This is a genomic window from Actinomadura sp. 21ATH, assembly GCF_041951345.1.
Taxonomy (GTDB): domain Bacteria; phylum Actinomycetota; class Actinomycetes; order Streptosporangiales; family Streptosporangiaceae; genus Spirillospora.
The window spans coordinates 57,114-73,590 of sequence record NZ_JBGNUR010000014.1 but is presented as its reverse complement, the minus strand read 5'-3'; the positions used below and the strand labels follow the sequence as shown (position 1 = coordinate 73,590).

Annotated in this window: 17 protein-coding genes; 9 read left to right on the top strand and 8 right to left on the bottom strand. The window is 75.8% G+C overall.

All coding sequences use genetic code 11. The features are described from left to right. Nucleotides 1-126: 126 nt before the first annotated feature. On the bottom strand, nucleotides 127-1,563 hold the full coding sequence (locus ACA361_RS31430; RefSeq protein ID WP_375018017.1) for an MFS transporter: 1,437 nt from the start codon (nucleotides 1,561-1,563) through the stop codon (nucleotides 127-129). Between the two features lie 186 nt (nucleotides 1,564-1,749). On the opposite strand from ACA361_RS31430, the gene selA reads away from it, so the two are divergent. From selA to ACA361_RS31415, 3 genes are all read left to right on the top strand, one after another. After that, complete coding sequence (selA, locus tag ACA361_RS31425) at nucleotides 1,750-3,039, top strand: L-seryl-tRNA(Sec) selenium transferase (RefSeq protein WP_375018015.1); 1,290 nt, start codon at nucleotides 1,750-1,752, stop codon at nucleotides 3,037-3,039. Then, on the top strand, nucleotides 3,039-4,793 hold the full coding sequence (gene selB / locus ACA361_RS31420; protein WP_375018013.1) for a selenocysteine-specific translation elongation factor: 1,755 nt from the start codon (nucleotides 3,039-3,041) through the stop codon (nucleotides 4,791-4,793). Before selA ends, selB begins: the two co-directional genes overlap by 1 nt. Before the next feature lie 82 nt (nucleotides 4,794-4,875). Next, nucleotides 4,876-6,069, top strand: coding sequence for an RtcB family protein (locus ACA361_RS31415; RefSeq protein ID WP_375018265.1), 1,194 nt, complete (start codon nucleotides 4,876-4,878; stop codon nucleotides 6,067-6,069). Here the strand turns inward: ACA361_RS31415 and ACA361_RS31410 are convergent. After that, nucleotides 6,059-6,223, bottom strand: a complete 165-nt coding sequence (locus ACA361_RS31410; RefSeq protein WP_375018011.1) for a hypothetical protein — start codon at nucleotides 6,221-6,223, stop codon at nucleotides 6,059-6,061. The genes ACA361_RS31415 and ACA361_RS31410 overlap by 11 nt on opposite strands. An 83-nt stretch (nucleotides 6,224-6,306) precedes the next feature. On the opposite strand from ACA361_RS31410, the gene ACA361_RS31405 reads away from it, so the two are divergent. Then, entirely contained in the window at nucleotides 6,307-7,305 is a 999-nt protein-coding gene (locus ACA361_RS31405; protein ID WP_375018009.1) for a hypothetical protein, read from the top strand. On the opposite strand, the gene ACA361_RS31400 is transcribed toward ACA361_RS31405, so the two are convergent. Further along, on the bottom strand, nucleotides 7,302-8,108 hold the full coding sequence (locus ACA361_RS31400) for an alpha/beta fold hydrolase (protein ID WP_375018007.1): 807 nt from the start codon (nucleotides 8,106-8,108) through the stop codon (nucleotides 7,302-7,304). The genes ACA361_RS31405 and ACA361_RS31400 overlap by 4 nt on opposite strands. Before the next feature lie 122 nt (nucleotides 8,109-8,230). Between ACA361_RS31400 and moaA the strand changes: the two genes are divergently transcribed. Genes moaA through ACA361_RS31385 form a run of 3 tightly spaced genes read left to right on the top strand, consistent with a single transcriptional unit; the run spans nucleotide 8,231 to nucleotide 10,069 of the window. Continuing rightward, complete coding sequence (gene moaA, locus ACA361_RS31395; RefSeq protein WP_375018005.1) at nucleotides 8,231-9,220, top strand: GTP 3',8-cyclase MoaA; 990 nt, start codon at nucleotides 8,231-8,233, stop codon at nucleotides 9,218-9,220. A gap of 3 nt (nucleotides 9,221-9,223) precedes the next feature. Then, on the top strand, nucleotides 9,224-9,811 hold the full coding sequence (locus ACA361_RS31390; protein WP_375018003.1) for a molybdenum cofactor guanylyltransferase: 588 nt from the start codon (nucleotides 9,224-9,226) through the stop codon (nucleotides 9,809-9,811). 18 nt (nucleotides 9,812-9,829) lie between these two features. Next, the gene (locus ACA361_RS31385; protein ID WP_366625233.1) at nucleotides 9,830-10,069 is read left to right on the top strand and encodes a DUF6457 domain-containing protein; all 240 of its coding nucleotides are present in this window, start codon (nucleotides 9,830-9,832) and stop codon (nucleotides 10,067-10,069) included. A 6-nt stretch (nucleotides 10,070-10,075) separates the two neighbouring features. Here ACA361_RS31385 and ACA361_RS31380 read toward each other — a convergent pair whose 3' ends face one another. After that, entirely contained in the window at nucleotides 10,076-10,297 is a 222-nt protein-coding gene (locus tag ACA361_RS31380) for a hypothetical protein (protein WP_375018000.1), read from the bottom strand. Between the two features lie 56 nt (nucleotides 10,298-10,353). Between ACA361_RS31380 and ACA361_RS31375 the strand changes: the two genes are divergently transcribed. Continuing rightward, nucleotides 10,354-11,820 carry an MFS transporter gene (locus ACA361_RS31375; RefSeq protein ID WP_375017998.1) on the top strand — a complete coding sequence of 489 codons (1,467 nt, stop codon included), beginning with the start codon at nucleotides 10,354-10,356 and terminating at the stop codon, nucleotides 11,818-11,820. On the opposite strand, the gene ACA361_RS31370 is transcribed toward ACA361_RS31375, so the two are convergent. The 3 genes from ACA361_RS31370 to ACA361_RS31360 form a co-directional block, all read right to left on the bottom strand. After that, complete coding sequence (locus ACA361_RS31370) at nucleotides 11,711-13,042, bottom strand: FAD-dependent oxidoreductase (protein WP_375017996.1); 1,332 nt, start codon at nucleotides 13,040-13,042, stop codon at nucleotides 11,711-11,713. The genes ACA361_RS31375 and ACA361_RS31370 overlap by 110 nt on opposite strands. Continuing rightward, complete coding sequence (locus ACA361_RS31365; protein ID WP_375017994.1) at nucleotides 13,035-13,832, bottom strand: tryptophan 2,3-dioxygenase; 798 nt, start codon at nucleotides 13,830-13,832, stop codon at nucleotides 13,035-13,037. Before ACA361_RS31365 ends, ACA361_RS31370 begins: the two co-directional genes overlap by 8 nt. Before the next feature lie 127 nt (nucleotides 13,833-13,959). Beyond that, nucleotides 13,960-14,769, bottom strand: a complete 810-nt coding sequence (locus ACA361_RS31360; RefSeq protein WP_375017992.1) for a thioesterase family protein — start codon at nucleotides 14,767-14,769, stop codon at nucleotides 13,960-13,962. Nucleotides 14,770-14,846: 77 nt separating this feature from the next. On the opposite strand from ACA361_RS31360, the gene ACA361_RS31355 reads away from it, so the two are divergent. Further along, nucleotides 14,847-15,959, top strand: a complete 1,113-nt coding sequence (locus ACA361_RS31355; protein ID WP_375017990.1) for an alpha/beta hydrolase — start codon at nucleotides 14,847-14,849, stop codon at nucleotides 15,957-15,959. Here the strand turns inward: ACA361_RS31355 and ACA361_RS31350 are convergent. Continuing rightward, entirely contained in the window at nucleotides 15,956-16,468 is a 513-nt protein-coding gene (locus tag ACA361_RS31350) for a MarR family winged helix-turn-helix transcriptional regulator (protein ID WP_375017988.1), read from the bottom strand. The genes ACA361_RS31355 and ACA361_RS31350 overlap by 4 nt on opposite strands. Between the last annotated feature and the right edge of the window lie 9 nt (nucleotides 16,469-16,477).

Genomic DNA, 16,477 nt, shown 5'->3' with positions numbered 1-16,477 from the left:
CGGTCCACTGGCCCCGGATACCGGTACGGGGCGCATCCCTATAGGGCCCGCCGGAGGCACCGTTCGTCAAGGCCCCGCGCCGGATCCGCGCGCGTGCCGGCCGTGGCCGCGGCGCCGCGCGGACGCTCAGGCGGCCGGCGCGCGGTGCCGCACGCCGTGCACCACGGCCACGACGGCGGCCAGCGCCGCGCCCGCCGCGGTGATCCAGAAGCACAGCTCGTAGGCCGCCAGCGTGGGCGTGTCGGTGCCCGCGACCGTGTACGCGGTGAGCACCGCCGCGACGGCCGCGCCGGAGATGCTGCCGCCGGTGGTGCGGACGAGCGCGTTGATGCCGCTGGCGATGCCGCTCTGGTGCATCGGCACGTGCTCCACCGCCAGCGTCCCCAGCGCCGCGTACGCGATCCCGAAGCCCACGCCCTGGATGGCGTTGAACGCGAGCATGTCGTAGACGTGCGCGTTGGAGAACGCCAGCCACATCCAGGACAGGCCCGCGAACACCGACCCGACCGCCAGCGTGAACGCCGGGCCGATCCGCCCCGCCAGCCGCCCGGCCAGCACCGAGCAGCCCAGCATGGTGACGGTGCTCGGCAGCGTGTAGAGGCCCACGTCCAGCACCGAGCCGCTCAGGCCGTACCCGAGCTCGTCGCGGGGCGCCTGGATGAACCCGGCGATGAGGGTGAACATGGCGTACATCGAGAAGCCGAGCAGCGCCGAGGCGAGGTTGGCCGACAGCGACCGCGACCCCACCAGCAGGCTCAGCCGGACGAGCGGCTCCCGGATCCGCGTCTCCAGCACGACCCAGACCGCGCACAGCACGGCGGCGGCGACGAAGAGGCCGAGGACGCCGGGGGAGGTCCAGCCCCACGCGTTGCCCTGGCTGATGGCCAGCAGCATGCAGATCAGCCAGGCCGCCAGCAGCACCGCGCCGGCGTAGTCCGGGCGGCCGCCGGGCCGCTCGCCGACGTCGGGCGCGCAGACGGCGATCAGCGCCATGCCGACCAGCGCGAGCCCGGCGGCGACCAGGAACACCGGCGCGTGGCTGGTGGTGCGGTCGGCGATCAGGCCGGTCACGATCATGCCGATGGTGCCGCCCACGCCCATCGTCGCGCTGATCACGCCGATCGCGGTGGTCACCCGGTGGGCCGGGAACGCGTCGCGGATCGTTCCAATGGCCAGCGGGATCAGCGCCACCGACACGCCCTGGAGGGCGCGGCCGGCGATGAGGACGCCCAGCGAGCCCGACAGCGCGCACACCACCGAGCCGGCCGCCAGCGTGCCGATGGCCAGCAGGATCATCCGCTTCTTGCCGTACATGTCGCCGAACCGCGACAGCAGCGGGGTGGCGACCGCGCCGGCCAGCAGCGAGGCGGTGAACACCCACGTCACGGCCGTGACCGAGACGTGGAAGGTCTCCATCAGGCGGGGCAGCAGCGGGATCACGAGGGTCTGCTGGACGGACACGACGAGCCCGGCGGTGGCGAGCGCCACCAGGATCATCGCCGTGCGCGGGGCGCCCGCGGGCGGCGCGAGCCGTCCGGGCGCGGTCGTGCTCGCGCCGGTCACGAGACCTCCTGGGCCGGGGGGGAACGCCGGGGAAACACCGTAAGGAGCCGGTCGCCCGGATTCTACTTACTTAACGAAACGAAAGAGGTGTCCGGGGCCCCTCCCCGGCGGGGAGAGATCCATATCTCGCCGGTTGCGCGCGATCTGCTTTCGCGACGGGGCCGCACGTCCATAGGGTTGTCCGGCGTGGACCTCCGCCGACTCGTGCCCCGTACCGACGCCGTCCTGGCCGACCCCCGGCTGGCGGCCGCGCGCCGCCGGCTCGGCCCGGCGATCGTGAAATCGGCGGTGGCCGGCGCCCGGCAGCGCGCCCGCGACGGGGAGATCCCGCCCGAGGGCGTCGCCGACGCCGCGGTGGCCGCGCTGCCCGAGCGCGCGGCGAGCCTGCGCCCGGTCGTGAACGCCACCGGCGTGCTGCTGCACACCAACCTGGGCCGGGCGCCCCTGTCGGACGCCGCCCGCGAGGCCGTGGCCGCCGCCTCCGGCTGCGCCGACGTCGAGTACGACCTGGACACCGGGCGCCGCGGCCCGCGCGGGAGCGGCGCGCTGGCCGCGCTGCGCGCCGCCTGCCCGGCCGCCGAGGACGCCCAGGTCGTCAACAACAACGCCGCCGCCCTCGCGCTGGCCGCCACCGCGCTGGCCGCCGGCCGCGAGATCGTCATCGGCCGGGGCGAGCTGGTCGAGATCGGTGACGGGTTCCGGCTGCCGGAGCTGCTGGCCGCGACCGGCGCCCGGCTCCGCGAGGTCGGCACCACCAACCGCACCACCGCCGCCGACTACGCCGCCGCGATCGGGCCGGAGACCGGGTTCGTGCTCAAGGTGCACCCGTCCAACTTCCGCATCGAGGGTTTCACGGCCGCCGCCGGCATCGCCGAACTCGCCGGGCTCGGCGTGCCGGTCGTCGCCGACATCGGGTCCGGCCTGCTCGCCCCCGACCCCGTGCTGCCGGACGAGCCCGACGCGGCCTCCGCGCTCGCCGCCGGCGCCGCGCTCGTCACCGCCAGCGGCGACAAGCTGCTCGGCGGCCCCCAGGCCGGGCTGATCCTCGGCGACCGCGGGCTGGTGGCGCGGCTGCGCCGGCACCCCCTCTACCGCGCGCTGCGCGTCGACAAGATGACGCTGGCCGCCCTGGAGGCGACGCTGCGCGGCCCGGTGCCGCCGGTGGCGCGCATGCTGCACGCCGACCCCGGCGAGCTGCGGCGCCGCGCCGAGACCCTGGCCGAACGGCTGAGCGCCGCCGGCGTCGACGCGCGCGCGGCCGACTCGACCGCGGCCGTCGGCGGCGGCGGCGCGCCCGGCGTCGGGCTGCCCAGCGCGGCGGTGTCGCTGCCGTCCTCGTACGAGCGGCCGCTGCGCGCGCGCCGCGTCATCGGGCGGGTGGAGAACGGCCGTCTCCTCCTCGACCTGCGCTCCATCGACCCGGCCGCCGACCACGAGCTCCGCGCCGCCGTCCTGGCGTCCCGGGAAGGGCACTGATGCAGGTCGTCGCGACCGCCGGGCACGTCGACCACGGCAAGTCCACCCTCGTGCGCGCCCTCACCGGCACCGACCCCGACCGGCTGGCCGAGGAGAAGCGCCGCGGCCTCACCCTCGACCTCGGGTTCGCCTGGACGGACCTGCCGTCGGGGGAGCAAGTGGCGTTCGTGGACGTCCCCGGCCACGAGCGGTTCGTCGGCACGATGCTGGCCGGGGTCGGGCCGGTGCCCGCCGTCCTGCTGGCCGTGGCCGCCGACGAGGGCTGGATGCCGCAGACCGAGGAGCACCTGGCCGCCATCGACGCGCTCGGCGTCCGGCACGGCGTCCTGGCGATCACCCGCTCCGATCTGGCCGACCCCACCCACGCGCTGCGCCAGGCCCGCGAGCGGCTCGCCAAGACCGGCCTGCGCGGCGCCGAGGCCGTCGCCGTCAGCGCCGAGAGCGGCACCGGCCTGGACGGCCTGCGCGCCGCCCTCGACCGGCTCGCGGCCCGGCTGCCCGTCCCCTCCCCGGAGGCGCCGGTGCGGCTCTGGATCGACCGGGCGTTCACGATCGCCGGCAGCGGCACGGTCGTCACCGGGACGCTCGCCGCCGGCACCGTCGCGGTCGGCGACGAGCTGGTCCTCACGCCCGCCGGGGAACGCGTCCGCGTCCGCGGGATCGAGTCGGCCAAGGTCCCCGCCGAACGCGTCGGCGGCGTCGCGCGCGTCGCGCTCAACCTGCGCGGCGTCCCCCGCGAGCGGGTCTCGCGCGGCATGGCCCTGGTCACCCCGGACGCCTGGACGCACACCACGTCGGTCGACGTCCGCACCCGCTTCGGGGAGGCGTCCGGGCGGCTGCCCCGGCAGATGACCCTGCACCTGGGGTCGGCGGCCGTCCCGGTGCGGCTGCGGCCCCTCGGCCCCGACACCGCGCGGCTGACCCTGAACGCGCGGCTGCCGCTGCACATCGGCGACACCGCGCTGCTGCGCGACGCGGGCCGCCGGGCCGTGGCGGGCGTGAGCGTCCTGGACGTCCGGCCGCCCACGCTCGTCCGCCGCGGCGCCGGCGCCGCCCGCGCCCGCGAGCTGGCCACCTGGCCCGACCGCCCGGACGGCGCGCTGGTGCTGCGGCGGCACGGCGTGCTGCGCCGCGCCGACCTCGCCGTCATGGGCTGCGCCGCGCCGCCGGACGCGCTCGCGCTCGACGGCGGCTGGCTCGCCGACCCGGACCACTGGGAGGGGCTGCACCGCCGCCTCGCCGCCGAGCTCGCCCGGCACGCCGCGGAGACGCCGCTGGCGCCCGGGCTGCCGCTGGAGACGGCCCGGCTCCGCCTCGGCCTGCCCGCCCGCGGCCTGGTCACCGCCCTCGTCCGGGAGCCGCTGCGGATCCGGGACGGCCGCGTGTACGGGCCGGGCCCCGACCTGCCGCCGCGGGTCGCCGAGGCGGTGCGGCGGCTGCGGTCGGAGCTGCCCGGCCCGTTCCAGGCGCCCGGCGCCGACCGGCTCAGCGAGCTCGGCCTGACCGCCAAGGAGATCGCCGCCGCCGCGCGCGCCGGCGCCGTCCTGCGGCTGCCCGACGGGATCGTGCTGCCGCCCGGCGCCGACCGGGAGGCGCTGCGGGTCCTGGACGCGCTGCCGCAGCCGTTCACGGTCGGGCAGGCCCGCCAGGCGCTCGGCACCAGCCGCCGGGTCGCCGTCGCGCTCCTGGAGCACCTCGACCACCAGGGCCTCACCCGCCGCCTGGGCGACCGGCACGCGCTCGCCGGAGAATGAGAAAAGAAATTGCAACGGAACCCCCTTCTCTGGCGTCATAGAGCACGGTTCGGAGCACTTCCATAAAGGAGAGGAGCTGGTGGTGCCGTACCAGACGCTGAAGGGCGGCCGCGTTCCGATCCGGATGTGGACCGACCCCGCCACCGTCGAGGACGTGGCGCTGGAGCAGCTGCGCAACGTCTCCGCCCTCCCGTGGGTGGAGGGCCTCGCGGTGATGCCCGACGTCCACTACGGGAAGGGCGCCACCGTCGGGTCGGTCATCGCGATGCGCGACGCGGTGTCCCCGGCCGCGGTCGGCGTCGACATCGGCTGCGGCATGACCGCGGTGAAGTCGACGCTCACCGTCGAGGACATGCCCGACGACCTGGGCCTCCTGCGGAGCCGCCTGGAGAAGGCGATCCCGGTCGGCCGGCACGCGCACAAGGAGCCGGTGGACCCGTCGGCGCTGCCCGGCCTGAAGGAGCGCGGCTGGTACGCGTTCTGGAAGGAGTTCGACGACCTGCACCCGGCCGTCCGCGGCCGCCTCGGCCGCGCCCGCGGCCAGCTCGGCACGCTCGGCTCGGGCAACCACTTCATCGAGGTGTGCGCCGACGACGAGGGCGCGGTCTGGATCGTGCTGCATTCCGGTTCCCGCAACATCGGCAAGGAACTCGCCGAGCACCATGTCGAGGCGGCCCGGAAACTGCCGCACAACCAGGACCTGCCCGACAAGGACCTGGCGGTGTTCCTGGCCGGCACGGCGAAGATGGACGAATACCGCCGCGACCTTTTCTGGGCGCAGGAATACGCGCGCCGCAACCGCGCCGTCATGCTCGCGCTCGCGCAGAACGTGCTGACGAAGTACTTCGGCGCCAAGCGCTGCAAGTGGGACGAGCTCATCTCCTGCCACCACAACTACGTGGCCGAGGAGACCTACGGCGGCGTGGACCTGCTGGTCACCCGCAAGGGCGCGATCCGGGCGGGCGAGGGGGACCTGGGCATCATCCCCGGATCGATGGCCACCGGCACGTACATCGTCCGCGGCCTGGGCAACCCGTCCGCGTTCAACTCCGCCTCGCACGGCGCGGGCCGCAGGATGAGCCGCAACAAGGCCCGCAAGTCGTTCACGGTCGAGGACCTGGAGGAGCAGACCCGCGGCGTGGAGTGCCGCAAGGACGGCGGCGTCCTGGACGAGATCCCGGGCGCCTACAAGGACCTGGAGTCGGTGATGGCGGCCCAGTCCGACCTGGTCGAGGTCGTCGCGCACCTGCGCCAGCTCATCTGCGTCAAGGGCTGACCGGAGCCTTCACCCACCGCCCGTGCAGCCGGACCTCGGCGTAGCCGTTCCCGGCCGCCAGGACGGCGCTGGCGCGATAGGAGTCGCGGTCGCGGAAGTGGTCGGCGGTGGTGGGCGGTCCGGGCCGCGCCCGGTCGGTGCCGGCCTCCACCATCGCGACATTGATCGCGGAACGTCGCGGCGGTCGAGCCCGTCTCGCCGGCGGTGCTCCCGGGCGGGGGGACGGTACGGTCGACCGTGACCGTTCTCTGCTGCGCGGCGTGCGGGACCGCCCTGACCGGGCCGGTCCGCCACGTGCCCATGCCCGAGGAGTCCCGGCTCAGCCCGCCCCACTTCAGCGTTCCCGTCGCGGCGCCTCTGATGGCGCCCGGCGCGTACGCCGTGGACCCCGAGCCGTACGGCGACGCGCGGGTCCGGGGCACGTACGTGCTGGCGCCGGGCGAGGTGCGGGGGCGCCTCATCCTGGAACGCTGCGAGATCGGCTGCCTGGGGATCCACGGCTACAGGGCGCCGAACGTGGCCTGCGCCGAGTGCGGCGCGGAGGTCGGCTCGCGGACCGACGACTGCGCGGCGTGGCAGGAGACGCGGCTGTACCCCGGCATGGTGCGCGCGGAACGGGTGGACGAGCACGTGCCCGAGCGGGACGTCGACGAGGTGCTGGGGAGCGCGCCGTTCCAGGACGGCGGCGGCGCCGACTGGCTGTGGTTCGCGCGGCTGGCGATCGGCGCGGCGGCCGTCCTGGCCCGGTCGGGCGGCCGCCCGCTCCGCTTCGGAGAGCGGGCCGCGCCGGTGCGGGATTTCCTCGCGGGAGCGCTGCAGGGTACGGCCGCCGAGGGGCTGGTGGACGGCCGCGCGCCCGGCGGGTTCGCCTTCTGCGACCTGGCGGCCGGGGAGCCGGAGCGGCCGGACGGTGCCGCGCGGCTGCTCGCGCTCGTACCGCGGAGAACGGGGGAGAGGGACGCGCCGGACGGCTTCGAGCCGGTGCCCGTGGACCGGCGCGTGTGGGCCTACCTGGCCGGCGACCCCGGCCGCACGGCGCGCACGCGCTGGCGCCCCGGGCTGGCGGCGCTCGCCCACCGCGACGAGCCCGACCACCGCGCCTCCGCCGCCGAGATCCGCGCCGAGGGCCGGTTCCACGGCCGGCTGGACCTCGGCCGCGTGCTGGCCCGCCGCCCGGAGCGCGCGGAACCGTGGCTCGCCGCGCTCCGGGAGGAGCTCGCCCCTGGCCGCGGCTAGCGCAGGACGCGGTCGATGAACGCGGTCACGTCGGCGAGGACCTCGTCGCGGTTGGTCTCGTTGAAGACCTCGTGCCGCGCCTCGGGGTAGATCCGCTCGGTGAGGTCGTCGCCGCGGACCGCGGCGATGCCCGCGCGGGTGCCCTCCAGCGGCACGAGCCGGTCGTCGGACCCGTGCACCCAGAACGTCGGCAGCGCGCCCAGCGAGCCGTGCGCGTTGATCCGGTCGAGGGACGTCTGGAGCGCCTTGAGCGTGGCGCGCTTGAACGGCCCGTGCCAGATCAGCGGGTCCGCTTCGTACGCCTCGCCGACGCCGGGGTCGCGGGACAGCGTCTCGGTGTCGATGGGCGTGTCGGGGATCTCGTCCAGCGCCAGCAGCCCGGTCAGCACGTCCCAGCGGCCGAGCACCGGCCCCGACAGCACCAGCGCGGTGAGCTCGTCGGCGTGGACCTGGGCGTACCGGGTGGCGATGAGGCCGCCCATCGAGTGCCCGATGAGGACGACCGGCAGGTCCGGGTGGTCGGCGCGGGCGGAGCGCACGACGGCGTCGAGGTCGGCGACGACGTCGTCGACGTCCTCGATGAGGACGCGCTCGCCGCCCGATCTGCCGTGGCCGAGGTGGTCGGGGCCGCAGACGACGGCGCCGTGCCGCAGCAGCGCCGCGGCGACGTGCTCGTACCGGCCGAGGTGCTCGCCGTACCCGTGGGCCAGGACGGCGATGTAGCGGGGGTCGGGCCGCGTCCAGAGGCGGGCGGTGACGGCCCCGCGCGTTCCTGCGAACTCCCAGTCGCGTGCCGTGGCCACGCGCGCCTCCCAGATGGGTTCCGGTGATCGTCCTGGCAGGTACCGTCTCCTGTGATGAGGCGAACCGTCAACCACGCAATAGGGTGGGTCGTTCGAGGAACCGCCTTCAGGAAGGGGCGCCCGTGCTGGTCGACACCTTCGGCCGTACCGCCACTGATCTACGGGTCTCCCTGACGGACCGCTGCAACCTGCGCTGCACGTACTGCATGCCGCCCGAGGGGCTGGACTGGCTGCCCAAGCCCGAGCTGCTCACCGACGACGAGGTGGCCCGGCTCGTCCGCCTGGGCGTGGAGCGGCTGGGCATCACCGAGGTCCGCTACACCGGCGGCGAGCCGCTGCTGCGGCGGGGGATCGCGGACATCGTGCGCCGCACGGCGGCGCTGGAGCCGCGCCCGCAGGTGTCGCTGACCACCAACGGGATCGGCCTGGAGCGGCTGGCGGGCCCGCTGGCCGACGCGGGCCTGGACCGGGTGAACGTCTCGCTCGACTCCCTCGACCGCGCCGTCTTCAAGCGGCTGGCGCACCGGGACCGGCTGCCGGACGTGCTCGCCGGGCTGGCCGCCGCCCGCGCCGCCGGGCTGGTGCCGGTCAAGGTGAACGCGGTGCTGATGCGCGGGATCAACGAGCGCGAGGCCGTGCCGCTGCTGCGCTTCTGCCTGGACAACGGCTACCAGCTGCGCTTCATCGAGCAGATGCCGCTGGACGCCCAGCACGGCTGGACCCGCGACGGCATGCTCACCGCCGACGAGATCCTGGCGATGCTCGGCGCCGAGTTCGCCCTGGAGCCGGACGGGCCGGCCGAGCGGGGCAGCGCGCCCGCCGAGACGTTCCTGGTGGACGGCGGCCCGGCGCGGGTCGGGGTTATCGGGTCGGTGACCCGGCCGTTCTGCGGCGCCTGCGACCGGGTCCGGCTGACCGCCGACGGGCAGGTCCGCAACTGCCTGTTCGCGACCGAGGAGTCCAACCTGCGGGACGCGATGCGCGCCGGCGCGACCGACGACGAGCTGGCCGAGCGGTGGCGCGCCGCCGTCCGGTCCAAGCGCGCCGGGCACGGCATCGACGACCCGTCCTTCCTGCAGCCGGCCCGGCCGATGTCGGCGATCGGCGGCTGAGCCGTGCCGGGCACGTACGACGCGGTCCTGCTGGCGGGCGGCCGGGCGCGGCGGCTCGGCGGCGCCGACAAGCCGGGCGCCGCGGTGGGCGGCCGCCCGCTGCTCGCCTGGGTCGCCGCCGCCGTCGCGGGCGCCGCGCGGCTGGTCGTGGTCGGCCCGCCGCGCGCCGCGGACCCGCCGGGCGCGATCGTCGTCCGCGAGGACCCGCCCGGCTCGGGGCCGGTCCCCGCGCTGCGCGCCGGCCTGGCCGAGGTGCGGGCGCCGCGGACGGTGCTGCTGGCCGCCGACCTGCCGTTCCTGCGTCCCGCGCACGTGGCGGCCCTGCTGGACGCGGCCGGCGCGGCCGGCTCGGGCGGCGCGGTGCTGGTCGACGAGGACGGCCGGGAGCAGTGGCTGGCGGGCTGCTGGCCCACGGCGGACCTCCGCGCCGCCCTCGCCTCCTACGAGGGCGGCTCGCTGCGCGGCCTGCTCGGCCCGCTGGGACCCGCGCGGGTGGCGCTCCCGGCGGGGGAGCGGCCGCCCTGGTACGACTGCGACACCCCCGGCGCCCTCCTCCACGCGGACCGGCTGGCCGTTCCGTACGATCGCTGAGGACCGGAGGGAGGACTGGTGCTGGAGGAGTGGATCGAGGCGGTCTGCCTGGAGCTGGGGCTGGACCGCGCGGAGATCGACCGGGACCTGGTGCTCGACCTGGCCCGCGACGTCGCCCACGGGGTGGCCCGGCCGGGCGCGCCGCTGACGGCGTACCTGCTGGGCCTGGCGGTGGGCCGGGGCACGCCCGCGCGGGACGCCGCCGCGCGGATCACCGAGATGGCCGAGGGCTGGGCCGCCCGCGACGGCGGCTCCTGAGGCGTCTCAGGGCGCGTCGCGGTCGGCGACCGGGACGACGTCGCGCAGGAAGTCGCGGCGGCCGAGGAAGGCCGACAGGCTCTCCCGGTGGTCGGCGCAGGCCAGCCAGATCTTCCGCCGGTCCGGGGTGTGGATCTTGGGGTTGTTCCAGCGGAGCGCCCAGACCGCGTCGGCCCGGCAGCCCTTGGCCGAGCACTGGAGCTCCTCGCCCGTGATGTCGTCACTCACCCGCACAGCCTGGCACACCGGGTTTGGCGGCCGCCCGGCGGGACATGATCGTCTTCATGGACACGGGGGCCCCGTCCGGCCGCCGTCGCTGGCAGGCGCTGGGCGTCTGCCTGGTCGCGGCGTTCATGACGCTGCTGGACGTCAGCATCGTCAACGTCGCGCTGCCCTCCATCAAGGAGGGGCTCGACTCCTCCGAGGCGCAGCTCCAGTGGATCCTGTCGGGGTACGCGCTGACGTTCGGGCTGGTGCTCGTCCCGGCGGGGCGGCTGGGGGACGCGCGCAGCCGCCGCGCGGTGTTCATGAGCGGGCTGGCGCTGTTCATCGCCTCCAGCGCGCTGGCGGGGCTGGCGCCCGCGATGGGCTGGCTCATCTTCGCGCGGCTGCTCCAGGGGGCCGCGGGCGGGGTGCTCAACCCGCAGATCGCGGGGCTCATCCAGCAGCTGTTCCGAGGCGCCGAACGGGGCCGCGCGTTCGGCGCGCTGGGCTCGGTCATCGGGATCGCGACGGCCGCGGGGCCGCTGCTGGGCGGCGTGCTGATCGCGGTGTTCGGGCCCGACGACGGCTGGCGCTGGATCTTCCTGGTGAACGTCCCGGTGGGCCTGGTCGCGCTGGTCCTGGCGTGGCGGCTGCTGCCCGCGCCGGTGCGCGGGAGGCGGGAGGGGCTGGACCCGTTCGGCGTCGTCCTGCTCGGCATCGGCGTGCTCGCGATCATGCTGCCGTTCCTGCAGGAGCGCGAGTGGCACGGCCCGGCCAAATGGCTGCTGCTCCCGGCGGGGGCGCTCGTCCTCGCGGCGTTCGTGGCGTGGGAGCGGCGCCGCCGCGAGCCGATCGCCGACCTCGGCCTCTACCGGATGCGCTCGTACGCGCTCGGCGCCGGGATCGCGTTCCTCTACTTCGCCGGGTTCACCGCCATCTTCTTCATCTTCACCCTCTACCTCCAGAACGGCCTGGGCTACAGCGCGCTGGCCGCCGGGCTGGCGATCACGCCGTTCGCGCTCGGCTCGGGCGCGGCGGCGAGCGTGGGCGGCCGGATCGTCGCGCGGTACGGGCGCCCGCTGGTGGCCGCCGGCCTCGCCCTGGTGCTGCTGGGGCTGGTCGCCGCGTGGATCGCGGTGGAGGTGCATCCCGGGCGCGGGGTCGTCTGGTGGACGGCGCTCCCGCTGCTGGCCGCCGGGATCGGCAGCGGGCTGGTCATCTCGCCCAACCAGACGATCACGCTGTCGGAGGTGCCGCCCGCGCAGGGCGGCAGCGCGGCCGGGATGCTGCAGACCGGCCAGCGGGTCGGCACCGCCGCCGGGATCGCGGCGGTCGGCGCGATGTTCTTCGCCACGATCGCCGGGACGGGCGGCGACTGGGCGGCGGGCTTCCGGCACGGGCTGCTGGTGATCCTCGGGCTGGTCGCCGCCGCCCTCGTCACCGCGCTGGCCGACCTCGCCCTCGGGCGGCGCGGCGGGAGCGGCGGGACGCGCGCAGCGCCGTCCCGGCCGCCAGCGCGGCGGCGCTCGCCGCAGCGCCGAGAATGAGGTTCTGCCGCCGGATCCGCGCGGGGATCTCCGCGTACGGGACGGTCGTGAACGACACCAGCTCGTACCGCGACATGTAGCGCCCGGCCAGCCGCCGCTCCAGGGCGTGCTGCGCGGCCTGCCGCGCGCGGAACAGCGGCGAGGAGACCCGGTCGCGCATCTCGACGAAGTTGTCCAGCGCCATGTCGGCGATCACGTCGGTGTTGGGGCGGCGCCGCTCCTGGTAGAGCGCCAGCGCCCGGTCCCACCGGCCGCCGGTCTCGTCCAGGCACCGGTCGATCTCGATGCAGTCCTCGAACGCGCAGTTGGCGCCCTGCCCGAAGAACGGCACGATGGCGTGCGCCGCGTCCCCGACGAGGGCGACGAGCGCGCCGCCCGCGTCCCGCACCCAGGGGCGGGCGCGCACGGTGACGAGCGAGCCGACCGGGTTGCGCGCGAAGTCGTCCTCCAGGCCGGGCATCAGCCCGGCCACGTCGGGATAGTGCGCCTCGAAGTGCGCGCGGACCTTCCGCGGGGCGTCGAGGGCCGTGAAGTCGCCCTTCGGCCAGAACAGCGTGCAGGTGAACGAGCGGTCCAGGTTGGGCAGCGCGATCATCATCAGCGTGCCGCGCGGCCAGATGTGCAGCGCGTCCGGGTCGAGCGCGAAGCCGCCGTCGGCGCGCGGCGGGACGGTCAGCTCCTTGTAGCCGTGCTCCAGGAAGTCCTGGTCGCAGCCGATCCCCTCCAGGGAGGCGCGCACGGCGCTGTACGCCCCGTCGCAGGCCAGCACGACGCCGGCGCGCTCGCCGGGCTCGCCGTCCAGGAGGACCCGGCCGTCCTCGACGCCGGTGACGCGGCGGGAGAACCGCAGCGTCACGCCGGGCGTGGCCTCGGCCGCGTCCAGCAGCGCCGCGTTCAGCTCGGCCCGGCCGATGGAGTTGATGGCACGTTCCCGGTCGGCGCTGTACGGCTGGAAGTTGGGCGTCCCGCCGGCCGGGTGGACCATCCGGCCGTGCATCGGCAGCGCCCGCTCCAGGGCCTGCTTCCTGAGGCCGACCTGCTCCAGGGCCGCCAGCCCGCGCGCGGACACGGCCAGGTTGATGGACCGGCCCCGCTCGGCGCCCGCGACGCGCGGGTCGGGGCGCCGCTCGTACACGGTGACCTCGACGCCGCGCCGCCCCAGCAGCGTGGCCAGCAGGCAGCCGGCCAGCCCGGCGCCGGCGATCACGACCCGTTCAGTCATGGACGACCGTCTCCTCGATCTGCGAGCGGACCTCCCACAGGTCCGGGAAGGCGGGCGCGAACAGCGTGCTGCGCAGGTAGTCGGCGCCGGCCGAGCCGCCGGTGCCCAGCTTGGCGCCGATCGTCCGCTCGACCATCTTCAGGTGCCGGTACCGCCACTCCTGGACGCCCTCGTCGACGTCCACGAGCATCTCGCACACCTCCGCGGCGGGCCTGCTCTCGTCGGAGTACACCTCGCGCAGCACCCGCTGCACGCCGGGATCGGGCCGCCAGGGCGCCGCCGGGTCGCGCTCCAGGGCCGCGGCCGGGATCGCGTGGCCCTGGCGGTCCAGGTAGCGCAGCAGCGAGTCGAACAGCGACCGGCGGCCGATCGCGGCGCGCAGCCGCGGGTCGTCGCGCAGGTCCGAGGCGGGGTACGCGCGGCGCCCCAGCACCGCCTCCAGCTCCCGGAACTGCGCCGACTGGAAGCCGCTGGAGGTGCCGAGCGCGTCCCGGAACGTGGCGAACTGCCGGGGCGTCATCGTCTCCAGGATGTCCAGCTGCCCCACCACGGTCTTGAGGATCTTGGCGATCCGCCGCCCGGTGTGCAGCGCCCCGGCGCTGCCGCCCTCCTCCAGCCGCCGCTGCAGCAGCGCGGCCTCGTGCAGGATCTGCTTGAACCACAGCTCGTACACCTGATGGATGATCACGAACAGCAGCTCGTCGTGCGCCCCGGTACGCGGCTCCTGGCAGTCCAGCAGCCGGTCCAGCCGCAGGTAGCCGCCGTAGGTGAGGGTCCCGTCGTCGCTCATCACGCTCCCAGCCCCGGCCGGGCCCGCCGCCACCACGCTGTGCCGGAGATCCGCTCCCGGCCGGTGACCCACGTATATACCCGGCGAGCCCGGAGGATCTAGGGCGTCGTTCCCGCGGGACGGCGGGTCATCCTGCCGGAAGGTCGTCCACCAGCAGTGTTTGCAGCCCGCGGCCGACCGCGCCGGCGGTGTCGGCGAGCGTGGCCTGGGCCAGCGCGCTCCCGTTCGGGTCCACGTTGACGCTGGAGCGCATGAACAGCCACTCGCCCGCCGGGTCGCGGTGCAGCGCGACCGTCATGTCGGTGTTGATGACCAGCCATTTGGTGAGGTCGAGCTGGCTGCCGATGCCGGACATGCTGTCGGCGAGCGTCAGCGTCCGGACCAGCGGCGTGTCCTCCTCCCCGGCGACCAGCGGGACGCGCGACCGCGCCCACGTGCCGCCGGGGCCCGGCTCGCCGAACGTCCCCTCGGACAGGCGCCACTCCATCGCCGCCAGGTAGCCGTCCCGGTACGCGCTCTCCCAGCCGTCCAGCGCGGAGGCCGCGGCCGGGAGCGGGGGAGCGGCGGGCGTGTGGTCGGCCCGCTCGACGCCGGCGGGCGCGGCGGCGATCCGCCACGCGGTCGCGCGCACGACCGGCCGGCCCTCGTGCGTCAGCTCGCCTTCGAGCAGGGAGATCCGCCGCCCGGGCCGCACGGTGCGGACGGCCGCCTCCAGCCGCGCGACCGGGACCGGCTGCAGGATCTCGACGGTGACCCGCGCGATGCGCGTGCCGGGGGCGGGGTCGTGCCGTTCGAGGGCCCGGCCGATGAGGGCCGACACCGGCCCGCCGTGCTGGAGCCCGGGCGACCACGGCCCGGCCGTCGCGGGCGTGCTGGCGAAGCGGCCGCCGCCGAGCGGCTCGTAGAAGGCGCCGGCGGGCGGCGCGGCATCGGTCATGATGATCTCCTCGGGTGGGACGGACCAGGATAGCCTTCACCGAATCTCGTTCGGCCAGGAGGGCGGGAAGGGCGGAGATGACCGGGATCGCCAGGGAGTTCGTCGGGCTGCCGTCGCCGCTGGCCGGCCGCGCCGGCGCGGGCGGGCACCCCTGCCAGGGCGTGTACCACCGGCCGGCGGGCGCGCCGCCGCCCAAGACCGCGTTCATCGCGGCGCACTACGACGTCGACTTCTCCGAGCACTACCTGGCGCCGCACCTCGCCGGGCGCGGGTACGGCTTCCTCGGCTGGAACACCCGCTTCCGGGGGAACGGGGCGTACTTCCTTCTCGACCACGCGCTCGCCGAGATCGGCGTGGGCGTGCGCTGGCTGCGCGAGGAGGCCGGGGCCGAACGGGTGGTCCTGCTGGGCAACTCCGGTGGCGGCTCGCTCATGGCGGCGTACCAGTCGCAGGCCGTGGAGCCCGGCGTCGCGCCGGTGGCCGGGATGCGCCCGGTGGAGGCGATCGGGGACCTGCCCGCCGGCGACCTGTTCGTCGCGCTGGCCGCGCACTCCGGCCGCCCCGAGGTCATCACCGCCTGGATGGACCCCTCGGTGACCGACGAGTCCGACCCGCTGGCGGCGGACCCCGCGCTCGACCCGTTCGACGCGGGGAACGGGCCGCCGTACGGCGCCGCGTTCCAGGAGCGGTACCGCGCCGCGCAGCGGGCCCGCAACGAGCGGATCACGGACTGGGCGCTCGCGGAGCTGGACCGGCTGCGGGGCACCCGGGCGCGGGACCGGCTGTTCACGGTGCACCGGACGTGGGCGGACCTGCGGATGATCGACCCGTCGATCGAGCCGTCCGGCCGCCGCCCGAACCGCTGCTACCAGGGCGAGCCCGCGAAGGCCAACTACGGCGTGTTCGGGCTCGCGTCGCAGTGCACGCTGCGGACCTGGCTGTCGATGTGGAGCCTGCGCACCTCGCAGTGCGCCGCCGCGCCGCATCTGGCGCGCGTCACGGTGCCGTCGCTGGTCGTGCACGCGACCGCCGACGAAGGCGTCTTCGGCAGCGACGCCCGCGCGGTGCACGAGGCGCTGGGGGCGCGCGACAAGCGGCTGGAGTTCATCGACGACGAGCATTACCTGCGGAACTCGCGGCCGGAGGCGGCCGACCTCATCGACGGCTGGGTGCGCGGGCACGGGCGCTAGGACGGGACGTCGCCCGCCGACACGCGCACGGCGCGCAGCGCGGCGGTGATCGCGGCGGCCTCGTCCGGGGCCAGCCCGGGCAGCCCGAAGTCGGCGTCGTGCAGCGCGGCCGTCGCCTCCTCGGCCAGCTCCCGGCCGGCCGGGGTGATGGCGGCCAGCACGACCCGGCGGTCGTCGGGGGAGGGGCGGCGCTCGACCAGGCCGCGCCGTTCCAGCCGGCCGATCACGTTGGTGACCGACGCCGGATGCACCATCAGCCGGGCGCCGACCTTGCCCATCGGGAGCGTGCCGGTCCGGGCGAACGCCAGCAGCCGCAGGGCCTCGTACGCCGCGAACGTCAGCCCGAACGGCTTCAGCGCGGCCTCGACCAGCCCCAGCAGGAGCTGCTGCGCGCGCATGACGGAGGTGACGGCCGCCATGCGGTCGGCGTGCTCGGGCCAGCGGGCGCTCCACTGGCGGTGCGCCTCGGCGATGGGGTCCAGGGGCTCGTTCTTGACCGGGTCGCTCACGGAAAGTAT

What these genes read in the sequence shown, in the direction of transcription:
- selB (WP_375018013.1), top strand. Translation starts at nt 3,039, where the DNA reads ATGCAGGTCGTCGCGACCGCCGGGCACGTCGACCACGGCAAGTCCACC.
- ACA361_RS31410 (WP_375018011.1), bottom strand. Translation starts at nt 6,223, where the DNA reads ATGGTGGAGGCCGGCACCGACCGGGCGCGGCCCGGACCGCCCACCACC.
- ACA361_RS31375 (WP_375017998.1), top strand. Translation starts at nt 10,354, where the DNA reads ATGGACACGGGGGCCCCGTCCGGCCGCCGTCGCTGGCAGGCGCTGGGC.
- ACA361_RS31370 (WP_375017996.1), bottom strand. Translation starts at nt 13,042, where the DNA reads ATGACTGAACGGGTCGTGATCGCCGGCGCCGGGCTGGCCGGCTGCCTG.
- ACA361_RS31365 (WP_375017994.1), bottom strand. Translation starts at nt 13,832, where the DNA reads ATGAGCGACGACGGGACCCTCACCTACGGCGGCTACCTGCGGCTGGAC.
- ACA361_RS31360 (WP_375017992.1), bottom strand. Translation starts at nt 14,769, where the DNA reads ATGACCGATGCCGCGCCGCCCGCCGGCGCCTTCTACGAGCCGCTCGGC.
- ACA361_RS31355 (WP_375017990.1), top strand. Translation starts at nt 14,847, where the DNA reads ATGACCGGGATCGCCAGGGAGTTCGTCGGGCTGCCGTCGCCGCTGGCC.